Origin of the sequence: Vibrio navarrensis (assembly GCF_000764325.1) — a bacterium.
Taxonomy (GTDB): domain Bacteria; phylum Pseudomonadota; class Gammaproteobacteria; order Enterobacterales; family Vibrionaceae; genus Vibrio; species Vibrio navarrensis.
Window position 1 is genome coordinate 394,762 of sequence record NZ_JMCG01000002.1, and the last position, 13,690, is coordinate 408,451.

Annotated in this window: 14 protein-coding genes; 6 read left to right on the top strand and 8 right to left on the bottom strand. The window is 49.4% G+C overall.

The genetic code is table 11. The annotated features are described in order from the left end of the window. Positions 1–25 precede the first annotated feature (25 nt). Positions 26–463 carry a YcgN family cysteine cluster protein gene (locus EA26_RS16125; protein ID WP_039430046.1) on the bottom strand — a complete coding sequence of 146 codons (438 nt, stop codon included), beginning with the start codon at positions 461–463 and terminating at the stop codon, positions 26–28. 146 nt (positions 464–609) lie between these two features. Between EA26_RS16125 and EA26_RS16130 the strand changes: the two genes are divergently transcribed. The 5 genes from EA26_RS16130 (at position 610) to EA26_RS16150 (ending at position 5,192) form a co-directional block, all read left to right on the top strand. Next, positions 610–858, top strand: a complete 249-nt coding sequence (locus tag EA26_RS16130) for a YkgJ family cysteine cluster protein (protein ID WP_039430049.1) — start codon at positions 610–612, stop codon at positions 856–858. Positions 859–986: 128 nt separating this feature from the next. After that, entirely contained in the window at positions 987–1,709 is a 723-nt protein-coding gene (locus tag EA26_RS16135) for a winged helix-turn-helix domain-containing protein (RefSeq protein WP_039430051.1), read from the top strand. Next, the gene (locus EA26_RS16140; protein WP_039430053.1) at positions 1,706–3,328 is read left to right on the top strand and encodes an ATP-binding protein; all 1,623 of its coding nucleotides are present in this window, start codon (positions 1,706–1,708) and stop codon (positions 3,326–3,328) included. Before EA26_RS16135 ends, EA26_RS16140 begins: the two co-directional genes overlap by 4 nt. Before the next feature lie 76 nt (positions 3,329–3,404). Then, the gene (locus tag EA26_RS16145) at positions 3,405–4,394 is read left to right on the top strand and encodes a DUF2860 family protein (protein WP_039430055.1); all 990 of its coding nucleotides are present in this window, start codon (positions 3,405–3,407) and stop codon (positions 4,392–4,394) included. Between the two features lie 18 nt (positions 4,395–4,412). Further along, the gene (locus EA26_RS16150; RefSeq protein WP_039430057.1) at positions 4,413–5,192 is read left to right on the top strand and encodes a PKD domain-containing protein; all 780 of its coding nucleotides are present in this window, start codon (positions 4,413–4,415) and stop codon (positions 5,190–5,192) included. A 64-nt stretch (positions 5,193–5,256) separates the two neighbouring features. Here the strand turns inward: EA26_RS16150 and recR are convergent, their stop codons facing one another. From recR to EA26_RS16180, 6 genes are all read right to left on the bottom strand, one after another. Continuing rightward, entirely contained in the window at positions 5,257–5,859 is a 603-nt protein-coding gene (recR, locus tag EA26_RS16155; protein WP_039430060.1) for a recombination mediator RecR, read from the bottom strand. A gap of 16 nt (positions 5,860–5,875) precedes the next feature. Beyond that, positions 5,876–6,205 carry a YbaB/EbfC family nucleoid-associated protein gene (locus EA26_RS16160; RefSeq protein ID WP_039430063.1) on the bottom strand — a complete coding sequence of 110 codons (330 nt, stop codon included), beginning with the start codon at positions 6,203–6,205 and terminating at the stop codon, positions 5,876–5,878. Between the two features lie 75 nt (positions 6,206–6,280). Next, complete coding sequence (gene dnaX / locus EA26_RS16165) at positions 6,281–8,395, bottom strand: DNA polymerase III subunit gamma/tau (RefSeq protein ID WP_039430064.1); 2,115 nt, start codon at positions 8,393–8,395, stop codon at positions 6,281–6,283. 8 nt (positions 8,396–8,403) lie between these two features. Next, the gene (gene apt, locus EA26_RS16170; RefSeq protein WP_039430066.1) at positions 8,404–8,949 is read right to left on the bottom strand and encodes an adenine phosphoribosyltransferase; all 546 of its coding nucleotides are present in this window, start codon (positions 8,947–8,949) and stop codon (positions 8,404–8,406) included. Positions 8,950–9,113: 164 nt separating this feature from the next. Continuing rightward, positions 9,114–9,521, bottom strand: a complete 408-nt coding sequence (locus EA26_RS21210) for a YbaN family protein (RefSeq protein ID WP_167772733.1) — start codon at positions 9,519–9,521, stop codon at positions 9,114–9,116. Between the two features lie 315 nt (positions 9,522–9,836). Beyond that, positions 9,837–10,934: a response regulator gene (locus EA26_RS16180; RefSeq protein ID WP_039430070.1), complete on the bottom strand. Its 1,098-nt coding sequence runs from the start codon at positions 10,932–10,934 to the stop codon at positions 9,837–9,839. A 278-nt stretch (positions 10,935–11,212) separates the two neighbouring features. Between EA26_RS16180 and EA26_RS16185 the strand changes: the two genes are divergently transcribed. Continuing rightward, positions 11,213–12,100 (top strand): LysR family transcriptional regulator, encoded by an 888-nt coding sequence (locus EA26_RS16185; protein WP_039430072.1) that lies wholly within the window; start codon positions 11,213–11,215, stop codon positions 12,098–12,100. A 54-nt stretch (positions 12,101–12,154) separates the two neighbouring features. Here EA26_RS16185 and purF read toward each other — a convergent pair whose 3' ends face one another. Then, the gene (gene purF, locus EA26_RS16190; protein WP_039430074.1) at positions 12,155–13,669 is read right to left on the bottom strand and encodes an amidophosphoribosyltransferase; all 1,515 of its coding nucleotides are present in this window, start codon (positions 13,667–13,669) and stop codon (positions 12,155–12,157) included. Positions 13,670–13,690 lie beyond the last annotated feature (21 nt).

A 13,690-nucleotide genomic window follows, 5' to 3' on the forward strand; every position in this document is an offset into this window, starting at 1 on the left:
TTTTTATCGGCTTTACCCAGAAAGACTAGAACGTACCATCGTCAACAATATGATCTTCCCAATCTTTCACTTCGATTTCGTACACCACTTTATTACGGATGCTCTGCCCAGCGGCATGCATCGCCGCTTTTGATCCGGTGATCAACGGGTGCCAACTTGGCAGAGGTTTATTCTCCGCCAACAGTCGATAGGCACAAGTGCTCGGCAGCCAGTGAAACTCCGCGATTTTATCTTGAGTAAGCTTGAGGCAGTTTTCGCCTGATGAAAAACGGTTCGGGTAATCTTTGCAAGCGCAAGTTTGGCTGTTGAGCCAGCTGCACGCCACATTGGTATAAAAGACTTCATCGGTCTCTTCATCCATCAGCTTGTGCAAACAGCATTTTCCGCAACCATCACACAGTGACTCCCACTCTTGCTCGTTCATCTGCTGCAACGTTTTACTTTGCCAAAATGGTAGGCTCATTGATTCATTACTCACTGTGACTGCGGGAGCCGTTTTATACCTTCGCCACTGGCAAAGTGCAAGCGCAAAAATTGCTCGTTTAGCTCTGCGTTAAAGTCTGCTACTATCGCGCACTTTGATTTTTCTGTGCAAAAAGGTGATCTCTGATGGATTGCAGACTCGGTTGTGGCGCATGCTGTATTGCTCCAAGTATCTCTTCCGCCATTCCAGGAATGCCCAATGGTAAACCTGCTGGAGTGCGCTGCATTCAGCTCAATGAGCAAAACCTGTGTAAGCTGTTTGGTAAACCAGAACGACCAAAGGTATGCCATGAGTTTAAACCTTGCCCTGTGGTATGCGGCGCAACCAATCAACAAGCGCTGGACAATATTACCGAGTTAGAGCGACTGACGTAATAAACGAAGTCAGTCATCGCCTATTTTTTCTATCGCATCACAACTTTACGCTTGTGTCACAATTCGTCACATAACCCACAGACACAATCCGCTATATTGCCTTCATTGCCAAATGGATATGGAACACAATGAACGAGACCTCTTCGACTCCCTGTCGGATCGTACTGGTGGAAGACGATCTTGAACTGGCAGAATTGATCCAAGATTTTCTCAGCCACTACGAATTTTCCGTTACCACCGTTGCCGACGGCATTACGGCGGTGGACGTGATTTTAAGTCAGCAACCCGATTTGGTGATCCTCGACATCATGCTGCCAGGGCAAAGCGGTATGGACGTTTGCCGCGCGGTGCGTGATAAGTACCACGGCATGATTTTGATGCAAACGGCCCTCGACGATGATATTGACCAAGTGATGGGGTTGGAACTCGGCGCTGATGACTACGTGGTCAAGCAAGTGAAGCCGCGTTTATTGCTCTCACGTATCCGCGCTCTTCTGCGCAGACAAGAGCGCACAGTCACTGCCGACAAGCATGAACTGCACATCGGCCCCTTGTGCATGAATCTACAATACCGCACCGTTTCGCTTGCGCAGCAACCGATCAAACTGACCACCAGCGAGTTTGAACTGCTCTATCTTTTGGCGCAGCGAGTCGGCACCATCGTCACCCGTGACGATATCGCTCAGCAGATCCGCGGCTTTGAATATGATGGGTTGGATCGCTCGATTGACCGACGTATTTCCCGTTTGCGCCGCACCCTGCACGATGACCCGAATGAGCCCAAATTGATCAAAACCATCCGTGGCAAAGGGTACCAACTGTGCGCGCCCGGCGAAGGAGAGATGGGATGATCCGCGCTTTCTTTATTCTTTGGCTTGCGGTGTTCTTACCGATAGTACTGCTGATCATTCCGACCGACTTTAACCCAGTACAACAGCTCAGTCGCAATGTATCGGAAGATTTTTACAAACCCGTGTATGGCACCAATTTTGAGCTTTTGTCCAAACGCTTGCACCAAGCGCCCGAGGAGCAATGGCCTTCCATCATCGATAACTACGCTCGCCATTTCAGTTACCCACTACGTTTGGATGATTTGCAACGTTACCGCGAGACGCCCTCCATTTACCGCTCCTTGCAACAAGGCAAGCTGACGTTTCAGTACGGCGATCCCATGGCATTAATTCAGCGGGTCAGTGGCAGTGACAAAGTGATCTACTTTGCCATCAATGAACCGAGTGAAATGAGTATTCTCAATCAAGCCAAAGGCACTTTGTATCTCGCCGGAGAAGATTTACAGCGTTATCCACGCAGTGAATGGAAAGCCAATTTAGAGCAACAAAATCGCCAGATTCCACTTGAGCTGAGTTTGCTTACCGACGACGAACTGCCCGAGGCTGCGAGAGATAAACTGCGCAAAACCCCCGGGCAAATCATCAGCTACGTGAGTCAAGATGACCATATTGCCCTGCTCTCTCCTGTTGTGCCTGGGGTTTGGCTGCACGTTGAAGATAACATCACCGCGCAAACTCAAATGAAGCTGACCACCGCCATTGGTGGCTTTTTCTTTTTGTGCATTTCGGCTGCGCTGGTGATGTGGGTTTACCCACTGTGGCGAGACCTCAAACGTTTGGTAAAAACCGCCAACGAATTTGGTCAGGGTGTGCTTTCCAAGCGCGCCACCACATCTAAACTCTCCGTGGTCTCACAGTTGGGGGATTCGTTTAATAAGATGGCCGACAACGTAGAAAAGCTGATCGCCGGACAAAGAGCGTTAACCAACGCGGTGGCGCATGACCTTCGCACCCCTTTGTATCGTCTGCGTTTCGCCTTTGAGATGCTGGAAGACGACGAGATAGCCGAGAGCCAAAAAGAGAAATATCGCAAAGTGATCCACTCCAGCATTGAAGACCTCGATCACCTGATCAACCAAACATTGCTGCTTTCACGCTATAACCGCATGGCTGATATCAGCCACTTTACTCACTTCGAATTTGCTCAAGATTTAAAGGAAGAAGTGGAGCATTTCCGCTTGGAATACCCTCATTTGCAAGTTCAAGTCGATATCGCCGCATCATTGCTGCAACACGCCTTTTTCATCGACAAAAAGGCGCTGCTGCGCGCGGTGAAGAATCTACTGAGCAATGCGGCCAGATTTGCGCAAAAGGATATTCATATCTCCCTCAAAGACAACCTGCAATCCTATCAACTGGTGGTGGAGGATGATGGCCAAGGCATTGCGCCCGAACAAGCCGAGCGCGTGTTTGAGCCGTTTACTCAAATCGACAATCAGGAGCGCAGCAGCGAGAAAGGGCATGGCCTCGGGCTGGCAATTGTGCGACAAATTATCTGTTTGCATCAAGGCAGTGCCCGTGTGGTGGCTTCTCGTTTGGGCGGGGCACGCTTTGAGTTGGATTGGCCGAAAAACCTCTCCGCACTGAATGTGACCAAAATGGACACACTTAGTCCATAAACTGCTGAGGAATCATTCACCCGGGGAATGCTAACTTGAGTTGACAGACCAATCTGACACTCAGCAAGGAGTTAGCATGAACATCAAAGGACTGGCATTGTGTTTAAGCAGTGCCCTTCTTATCCCGAGTTTACAGGCCAAGCCGATAGATTTTACCCCTGGGCTTAGCGGTGGCATTAGTCTTAACGCAGGTATCAACCAAACCAACTCCCAATTCAACACCAACGACGACAACGCCATAACGCAAGACTTGAATCGTCAGGGAAAACAAACCGAAACGGCGGCACCGTTTATTCTCGGCCGCTTGCAATACACCTTTGGTAGTCAAGCGATTTTCGTTGGTAACAGCGAAGATCAAATTAGTGAAGCGCAATTTCAAGCTGAAGTTGGCTACATCCAGATGTTTGCAAAAGGAACCTACCTTACCGCGGCGCTGTTTGGCAATATGCCGGGCATGGATGAAACTTGGCAAGATCCGTATCTGACTAACCAAGAGCGTCAAACGACTGAGCAGAACATCATGGGCGGCCGATTGGCCTTCAGTACACAGATCCCATTTCCAGTGACGCTCAAGTATGCTTTTGCTCAGAGTGAAATTGATGATGATACGATTGGCATTTCTCAATCGTTAAGCAGCGCTCAACAGAAATCGCTGCGACGCGACAGCACCTATCAGCGTGTCGGGGTTGAACTTTCCTTTCCTTTGTCACAAACCTTCATTCTCTCACCTGCTTTTTACTACACCGACAAAAATGCCGATGGCAGTGCGCAGAGCTCAGCAGAAATCGCCACTCAGTTATCGGTGGTAGCCATGCAAAATCGTCATGAGCTGATTGCGACGGTGCGAAATAGCGAAGCGGAGTACGATGCCGAAAATCCGGTGTTTAATCTCCGTCAGGATTACAAAGCGTTCAGTGTGTTTGCCGTGTACAACTACCACAATCCGTTTGCGCTACAGAATACGCAACTGAACGTGATGGCCGGATATCAGCAGCACGAGTCGGACATCGATTTTTACGACAGTGAGAACACTTTTATCTCAACGGGTATCAGTTACACCTTCTAGCACCTAAGGAAAACAAACATGTTTAAGTCAGCGAAAATTATCCTCATGCTTGGCGTAATGGCACTCGTCTCGGGATGTGATGTCGATGATGTAACCGATGCCGATAAACTGAGCAAACCGACCGTCAATGCCGGATCAGATCAGCTGTTAAAATTGCCTCTCAACAGCATTACCCTTGCAGGCTCAGCCAAATCGTTTCTCTCGGCTTATAAAATCAAGACCACCAGTTGGAGCCAAATTGCCGGACCACAGCAACTGGCGCTGCTCAACGCCGACAAGCTAACCGCCACCGCGCTCTACCCAACCACCGCTGGCACGTATATTTTTCAGCTTTACGCCAAAGACACTGGCGGACGGAGCAATACCGATCAAGTGAAAATCATTATTGAGCCCGCCACACAAGCAAGTGCGATTCGTCGCATGCAAAGCAACATGGTATCAAATGAAATCGCCGCCGTTTCATGGCAGTACGGCGCCCAGAACCAAGGCGTGCTGGTATTCGGGTCGCTCGGAAACATTGATCTAAGCGAGCTCAAACAACAGCTCAATCTTGCCATCGAGGAACTCAACAGTGCAGCCGAGCTTTCACTCGATTTCTCGCAAAGCACCGGCGGAGATGTGCAAACTGCGCTACAAATCATCGAAACGCTGTCACAGCAAGACTTGCCAGTTTGTCTACAGGATAAGTGCTCTCAGTTGTATGCGGGATACTTGAGCGAGCGAGCTTTCTCTCTTAACCCTCACTGCAACAGCGTCCCAATGTGCGTTGCTGGGCTACTGCAAGAGCGCAGAGATTAAAGTGGTAAAAAACACTTGTTATAAAAAAACCGCGCCTTGGCGCGGTTTTTTACACAGAACTGGGCTAAAAAAGCTTGTGCCGCCCGAGGAGCGAATGAGACAAGGTTGTGCCATCCACCAACTCAAGCTCACCGCCAACAGGCACCCCGTGGGCAATACGGCTGGCGGTCACTTGATGCTCGCGGCATAACTCTGCAATGTAATGCGCAGTGGCCTCGCCTTCAACCGTTGGGTTAGTCGCCAAAATCACTTCCGTGATGTCACCACGACGCAGACGATAATCCAGCACATCCAAGCCAATATCACTCGGGCCGATGCCATCTAAAGGCGATAGATGCCCCATCAGCACAAAGTAGCGGCCAGAAAACTGCCCAGTGGCTTCTACGGCGGCGATATCTGCCGGGCTTTCCACCACGCACAATAAGCCGTTTTCCTGACGTTTTGGATTGGTGCAGATGTTACACACTTCCTCTTCAGTAAAGGTTCGGCATTCGTTGCAGTGGCCGATTTCGGTCATCGCATGATTAAGGGCGTCTGCAAGCTGCAATCCGCCTTTTCTGTCTCTCTGTAACAAATGAAAGGCCATACGCTGCGCCGACTTGGGGCCAACCCCAGGCAGGCAGCGTAAGGCCTCCATCAATTGTTCCAGCATATGACTGGTACGCATTGGCTAACCTTGTCGATTAGAAAGGCATTTTCATGCCAGGTGGTAGTTGCATACCGCCAGTGATGCTTGCCATTTTCTCTTTTTGCGTCTCTTCAACACGGCGCGCCGCATCATTGAACGCAGCGGCGATCAAATCTTCCAGCATCTCTTTGTCGTCTTCCATCAAGCTTTCGTCGATGTCAACGCGGCGCACGCTGTGGCTACCTGTGATGGTGATTTTAACCAGGCCTGCGCCTGATTCACCCACCACTTCCATATTCGCGATTTCTTCTTGAAGCTTTTGCATGCGCTCTTGCATTTGCTGGGCCTGCTTCATTAGGTTGCCCATACCGCCTTTACCAAACATGTTTATCTCTCTGGTTGAATGAGGTGTTCACAATGGATGGGGTCGAGAAAGCGATATTTCAACCCCGGGAATATTTTAGACAGGTCGAACGCTGTCTCTGTCCAGCTCCGCGCTAAATCGGCGCAAAATAAACTGCACGTTAGGATCTTCTTCTAGGCTGGTAAAAGCCTGCTGTAATTTCTGCTGATAGAGACGCTCACGCAGCTCCAAAGGTGTTTCACCTTGCTCGCCAATCTCGACCGAAAGATGGCACTCTTCTCCCAGCACTCGATTGAGTGCGTGCAGCAACTCGTTTTGCGCCTTGTCGGTGTTCAAGTGTTGCTGATGCGGCCGCAGCGTCAAAGCGATAGTCGAGCCTTCTTTTTGGTAGACGGAATTGAGAGCAAGTTGCTCAACCAGTTTTGCCGTCTCCAATCGAGCAATAAGTCGCGCCCATTCACTTTGTTCAAGGGATTGCGCAATCAGCTTTTCCGCCATCTCTGGCGTTTTTTCATGCTCAAGAGCGCGTTTGATTTCACTTGGCGTCAGCTCTTTCTGTTTTGGTTGCTGCGGTGTGAGGGTTGGACGCCACTGATAGGGCTCGTTGTCCGCCTCTACCACCGTTTCTATGGCCGCAGCTTTGCTTGGCGACATCGACATCGTGCCGGCGTTTTTCTGCGCGACGCGATCTAACACCGACTCTTTACTCGCCGATGTCGCGTTAGGCTTTTTTGCCCCACCACTTTGTTGTAAGCCTTTGCGCTGCGACCTCAGCTGATGGCGCAGCCCTGTGGCAGGAGTTGGCGCTGGAGATTCAGCAGGCGTTGGCATTTCCTGCACGTCGGGGTGATAAGGCGACTCATAGTGCTCTGGCGGCCTATCATCCGTAACGTCATCCATATAGTGCGCCGGCACATCATACTGCGCTGGCGGCGGTTGCATCGGCGGTGCAGACGCTAAATAGCGTGATGGCTCAGGTTGCACATTGGGCTGACCACCGGTTACCTGTGCATTTTGGCTGGCTGGTGCGCTGGTCGATGCAGGTGCTTGAGCTTGCTCTACAGGCGCTGGAGCGGGCGAAGAAACTGGTGTGCTCTCGCTTGAAACCAGATTTATCTGCGCCGCTGTTGCCGGGCGAAATGCCATCATACGCAACACAATCATTTCCATACAGATACGGCCGTTTGGCGCAAGCGGCAAGTCTTGCCGCCCTTTCAAGCTAATTTGATAAAAAAGCTGCACGTCTTGCGGCGACAAACTGCGGCTCAATAGCTCAATTTTTTCCGCATCGGGCTGGCTTTTATCGAGCGTAGACGGTAATAGCTGATACATACCGACACGGTGCAACTGCGTCGCTAACTGCTGAAGTAGGCCGTCCCACTCAACGCCGTTTTGCGCCAGATACGCCACTTTTTCCATCGCGACTTGCGGCTGCTTGCTGCTGATGGCTTCCAGCAGATGAATGGCTTGGTCAGTATCGATGGTGCCGAGCATATGGCTGACAACGTCAGTGAGGATGTTGCCATTACCGAGCGCAATCGCTTGATCAGTTAAGCTCAGCGCATCACGCATACTGCCATCGGCAGCATGGGAAATCATGCCAAGTGCACGCGCTTCTGCCGTTACTTGCTCTTTGGCAAGGATCACATCCAACTGTTGGTGAATTGCATCAACGCTGATCGGTTTGAGGTGAAACTGCAAACAACGCGACAAAATCGTCACGGGCAGTTTTTGTGGATCGGTAGTTGCGAGTAAGAACTTCACATACTCCGGCGGCTCTTCCAGCGTTTTTAACAGCGCATTGAAGGAGTGACGCGAGAGCATGTGAACTTCGTCGATAAGATAGACTTTGAATCGACCCCGTGCTGGCTTGTATTGCACGTTATCCAGCAGTTCACGAGTGTCTTCCACTTTAGTACGAGAAGCGGCATCAATCTCCAGCAGATCGACAAAACGGCCTTGGTCAATCTCCTGACAAGTCGCACACTGGCCGCAAGGCTGTGAGGTAATGCCCGTTTCACAGTTCAATCCTTTGGCAAACAGTCGGCCAATCGTGGTTTTACCTACCCCGCGAGTCCCGCTAAAAAGGTAAGCGTGATGCAGACGATTGTGGGCAAGTGCATTTTCCAATGCGGTCAAAACATGACTCTGCCCAACCACTTCCTTGAACTGACGCGGACGCCACTTTCGCGCTAAAGCTAAATAACTCATTGACTTAATTAGTGTCCTTCGAATTCACAGATGCTGTAAACGTTAAGACCTAGACCTTCTAGACGTTTATCACCACCAATCTCTGGCAGGTTGATAACAAAAGCAGCGTGTTCGACCACACCACCTAGTTGGCGGATAAGTTTCGTCGTTGCTTCAATGGTACCGCCAGTAGCCAGAAGGTCATCAACCACCAAAACTTTATCACCTGCGCTGATCGCATCAACGTGAATTTCCAGCGTATCAACGCCATACTCGAGCTCGTAGGATTGAGCCAGTGTCGCGCGCGGCAGTTTACCTGGCTTACGCACAGGGACAAAACCGACGCCCAGTTGCAACGCAAGTGGCGCACCAAACAGGAAACCACGCGCTTCAGTGCCGACCACTTTGGTAAAGCCCATCTCTTTATATTTGTCGACCAGCAGTTGAATGGTCGCTTGGTAGGCCGCGGCGTCTTCCAGCAGACTGGTCACGTCGCGAAAGAGAATCCCCGGTTTTGGGTAGTCCTGAATGCTTTTTATACTGGCTTTGATCTGTGAAATTGTGTTGGTAGTCATAATATCGATTTACTTAAGATTGGCTCACCGCCCTCTATTGTTATCACGCTATTATGAGGGCAAGGAACGGGTGGTTCTTGTCGTTATAGGGCTGACATCGAAAGTCCATAACGCTAAAAAAACAAACGCCCACTCGAAGAGCGGGCACACTTTTCTTCCCAATTCTAGTCACTTTCCCTGCACTCATCAACCGAACCAATCACAGGGAGACGTACAAAAATGCTAAGCAAAACGATTAACCCGCACATCAGCGCAATTTTCAGCCAGAGAAACGGGGCGAACCAAATGGACAAAGCAAAACTGATAAGGATAAATAGCGCACCACGTTTTTTCACCTGTGGAGTCACAGCTCGGTGTTGCTGCCAGTTGGTCAATATCGGGCCAAACGTTTTGTGGCTATGTAACCAATGATGGAATCGTGGACTAGAACGCAGAAAACAAGCGCTGGCTAGCAAGATAAACGGAGTAGTAGGTAAAAGCGGTAAAACAATACCGGCAATGCCTAAGCATAAACTGAGCCCACCAACGATATTAAGCAGAAAACGGCGAATACGAATGATGGACTCCAGTATTTAAAAACCAGCGTAACCGTTAAAAACACGTAGCCAGGTTAAGGTTGCAGGTAGGGTTGGAATTAAAAGCACCGCGATAAAACCAAGGAAATAAAAAAGGTTGTACGGTTCTTTGAAGTCTTCGTTTGCCATGATGTCACTACTCTTCACTAGATAACTTTACTTTTGCTCACTGGTTAACCCGCGGTTACCAAAGTGGCTTATTATTGTTGCTCGGCAACTATACAGCAAAGGCAGCCAACCAAACACCGAAGAAAAGTAAGGTTAAACGACAAACGTGACTGACACCATCACGTTTGTCATTCTGATAAAGAGTTAGTTTTTGCGCATCATCGTCAGACTAAAACTGGATGTTCCCAAACAGCCCAAAGTCAACTGGCCTGCGCTGTGAATTGCCAAGTCCCGAGTAACGAAGTTAGCTAAGCAGCCATGACCTAGCTTCTTACCTGCCGAAATATGCTGTTTGCTGTATCCGTTTGACCACACGCTATCTAGCCCAGCAGGAAGCAAAGAAACCGTCCCGTCGGTGAGATCGGCAATACCAAACAGAGCATTGATAGGTTCGGCGCACTCAGAATAGCGAATGCCTTTTTCAAGAACATCAGCGATGTCTTTCAGATCGGCGTTAAAGCTTTTCAGATGGCGCAGGTAGTCGTCAAACAGAGCACGTATTAGCAAGGTACTGGCAGCACCGCCCTGCTCTACCGAGGATGAATCGACCAAGTAAAACGCAAACTGTCCGCTCATCAGCCAACGATAGTCGAAAATGAGCGGCATCATGTCGGCAGATTGCAACAGCTTATAAGAACATTTCCAATCACCCAACGAGGTGTCTCTCTCCGGCAACAAAGCATGAAGCAAGTCTTTTGCCGCACTGGGATTGTCTTGCAAGTAGCTCAGGTGCCAATGCAGCTCTTGTTCATCCGGCAGTTGCCCACCGTCATCAACACGAAACCACTGACTGGAAAAATCTCGTTGATCGGCAATATGATGAAAAGAATCTTCCAAGGTATTTTCAATAGCTTGGGCTAGATGGCTATAATTACCAATCGGTTTGGGCAGAAAATCTTTGATGCCATAGCGAAGCGCTTTGGCCACATCCGACATTTCTTCGGTCGCAGACACGACGATCAGAGGCAGTGATGGGTATTCCAAACTCACTTCCTCTACAAATTCAATGCCGTCTAACACTGGCATGGACAGGTCACAAAGGATCACGTCCGGATCGTGCTCACGCAGCAGTTGCAGCGCTTGCAATCCATTTTCCGACTCAACAACCTTGTACCCTAACCCAGCCAAATACGCACTGGTGATACGACGGAAGATGGGATCATCGTCAACGAGCATGATCTGTGTTGACGTTGCTGCTTCCCTTGCCGAGGTCATTGCCGTTTGACTGTGAGTCTTGTACATATGCTTCACCTCACGCACTCAGTCAAAGTAGTTAACGATTTTTTATTATTGTATTGGGTAATTGAACAATGCGATTTCGCTCCCTGCGAACATCCCAATTGCGTTGTTTAAAAGTTAGCTGTTAAAGGCGATTTATACAAATGTTCCACGGTATATCAGCACTTCCTACTAGATATATGGGAAACGCTAAACAGTGCGACATGTTGACATGAAGCAAGCTTTGATTGCAAAGTTAGCGCTAAATTAGGCCTCTTTGGTAAATCGATGTGTCAGGAAATATGAAACTAGATGATCTAAACCTATTTCGATTAGTAGTCGAAAATGGGAGCTATACCGCAACTTCGCGCAAAACCATGATTCCCGTGGCGACCATTACCCGACGCATTCAAGCCCTAGAAGACTCCGTAAATTTACGCCTGCTCAATCGACACGCGCGTAAACTGTCTCTGACTGAGGCGGGGGAGCGCTTCTTCCATGAATGCTCACCGTTACTGCAACGGCTCATGAGCGCAGCGGAAGAGATCACAGATGAATGCCGCGGTGCATCAGGGAAGATCAAAATCTCAACCCCATACAATCTGACCAAACGCATGATGATGCCGATGCTAAACGGCTTCATGCACAAGTACCCCGATATCAATATAGAACTGACGACGGAAAACAATGCTGATCAGCTTGACCCAACCGAATGGGATGTCATTTTTCGCGTCGGCCCACAACGTGACTCCAGCTTGATTGCGCGCAAAATCGGCGAAGTCAAAGACATTTTAGTCGCCAGCCCAGCGTATCTGAGTAACCATCCTGCTCCGACTCATGCGGAAGATCTGCACTACCACTCGCTGTTAAAAGGCCACCCTTTGATGAAATGGTCGCTAAGCAATAGTAAAGGCGAGACGGTGATTAACGTCGACAGAGGACGCTTTCAAGCCAATGCGCTCAATGTAGTACGCAGCGCTTGTTCTGAAGGTTTGGGCATTACTTTGATGCCGGATGTGATGATCCGTGAATACATCGCCAATGGCAGTCTGGTACGTATCCTGCCCGATTGGAGCGCAAACCCACGCGACATTTACATGCTGTATAACCATAAAGATCATCTGCCAGAGAAGGTGCGCCTGTTTATTGATTACGTGATTGTCTACGACCTGCACGAGTACAGGAACTGAAAGCAAAAAACCAGAGCCGCGGCTCTGGTTTTTCATTGTGTACGACGTTGAACGTTACGCTTCTTCGTTGTGCAGCTCTAGGTTGGCTAAGTCCTGCTGAATTTCACGCTGCAATTTCGCATCATCGTTGCGCAGTGAATCAAGAAAATCGAGATACTGCTGGTCAATATCACCCGTCACGTACTCACCATTAAAAACCGAGGTATCGAACTGGGTAATGTCTGGGTTGCCCATACCAACGGCGTCCACCAAATCTTCCAATTTCTGGAAAATCAACGCATCAGCACCGATCAGCTTACAGATGGTTTCGTTGTCGCGTCCGTGCGCAATCAATTCGTTAGCACTTGGCATATCAATGCCATAGACGTTCGGGAAACGCACTTCTGGCGCCGCGGAAACGATGTACACTTTCTTTGCGCCGGAATCACGCGCCATTTCGATAATCTGCTCAGAGGTGGTGCCACGCACGATAGAGTCATCAACCAGCAACACGTTTTTGTCTTTAAACTCAGAACGTATGGCATTGAGCTTGCGGCGTACCGATTTCTTGCGCAGTTGCTGACCTGGCATGATGAAAGTACGGCCGACGTAGCGGTTCTTCACAAAACCTTGGCGGTATGGAATATCAATCGCTTGGGCGATTTGCAGGGCGATGTCGCAAGACGTCTCTGGGATAGGGATCACCACATCGATATCGAGATCGGCATACTCTTCCTTAATGCGCTCGCCAAGTTTTTTACCCATCTCAACGCGTGCACTGTAAACCGAAATCTTATCGATAAAAGAGTCCGGACGGGCAAAGTAAACAAATTCAAAAATACATGGATTGAGTTTCGGGTTATCGGCGCACTGTTTCGAGAACAGTTGTCCATCGAAGGTGACATAAATTGCTTCACCCGGAGCCACATCACGCAGGAAGTCAAAACCCACCGCATCAAGCGCAACCGATTCAGAAGCCACCATGTATTCCGTCTGGCCGTTTTCTTCACGCTTACCCAAGCAAAGTGGGCGAATGCCATGCGGGTCACGAAAAGCCACCATTCCGTGGCCAATAATCATCGCCGTCACCGCATAAGCACCGCGAATAGTACGATGAACATTGGTGATGGCGCGGAAAACATCTTCTGCCGTCACATTGCCTTTGACGGTATCAATTTCGTGTGCCAGCACATTGAGCAGAACTTCCGAATCCGAGGTGGTGTTGATGTGGCGACGGTCTTTTTCAAACAGTTTTTGACGAACTTCATGCGCATTAGTCAAATTGCCATTGTGCGCCAAACAAATGCCAAAAGGCGAATTAACGTAAAATGGCTGAGCTTCCGAGGCACTAGAACTGCCTGCTGTCGGATAACGTACATGGCCGATACCAACGTTTCCTTGTAGACGCTGCATGTGTTTTGCTTCAAAAACATCTTTCACCAGGCCGTTTGCTTTACGCAGACGAAAACGATTGCTTTCTATGGTACAAATACCAGCGGCATCTTGGCCACGATGCTGTAACACTGTTAACGCGTCATAAATTGACTGGTTTACAGGGGTTGTGCCCACGATTCCAACAATACCACACATGTCCTAATCCTCGATTTGCGA

Bases quoted from the DNA above. Each gene is read 5' to 3' on its own strand.
- dnaX (WP_039430064.1), bottom strand. From the start codon at position 8,395: ATGAGTTATTTAGCTTTAGCGCGAAAGTGGCGTCCGCGTCAGTTCAAG.
- EA26_RS16135 (WP_039430051.1), top strand. From the start codon at position 987: ATGAACGAGACCTCTTCGACTCCCTGTCGGATCGTACTGGTGGAAGAC.
- EA26_RS16130 (WP_039430049.1), top strand. From the start codon at position 610: ATGGATTGCAGACTCGGTTGTGGCGCATGCTGTATTGCTCCAAGTATC.
- EA26_RS16180 (WP_039430070.1), bottom strand. From the start codon at position 10,934: ATGTACAAGACTCACAGTCAAACGGCAATGACCTCGGCAAGGGAAGCA.
- EA26_RS16145 (WP_039430055.1), top strand. From the start codon at position 3,405: ATGAACATCAAAGGACTGGCATTGTGTTTAAGCAGTGCCCTTCTTATC.
- EA26_RS16140 (WP_039430053.1), top strand. From the start codon at position 1,706: ATGATCCGCGCTTTCTTTATTCTTTGGCTTGCGGTGTTCTTACCGATA.
- purF (WP_039430074.1), bottom strand. From the start codon at position 13,669: ATGTGTGGTATTGTTGGAATCGTGGGCACAACCCCTGTAAACCAGTCA.
- EA26_RS16150 (WP_039430057.1), top strand. From the start codon at position 4,413: ATGTTTAAGTCAGCGAAAATTATCCTCATGCTTGGCGTAATGGCACTC.
- EA26_RS16125 (WP_039430046.1), bottom strand. From the start codon at position 463: ATGAGCCTACCATTTTGGCAAAGTAAAACGTTGCAGCAGATGAACGAG.
- apt (WP_039430066.1), bottom strand. From the start codon at position 8,949: ATGACTACCAACACAATTTCACAGATCAAAGCCAGTATAAAAAGCATT.
- EA26_RS16185 (WP_039430072.1), top strand. From the start codon at position 11,213: ATGAAACTAGATGATCTAAACCTATTTCGATTAGTAGTCGAAAATGGG.
- recR (WP_039430060.1), bottom strand. From the start codon at position 5,859: ATGCGTACCAGTCATATGCTGGAACAATTGATGGAGGCCTTACGCTGC.
- EA26_RS16160 (WP_039430063.1), bottom strand. From the start codon at position 6,205: ATGTTTGGTAAAGGCGGTATGGGCAACCTAATGAAGCAGGCCCAGCAA.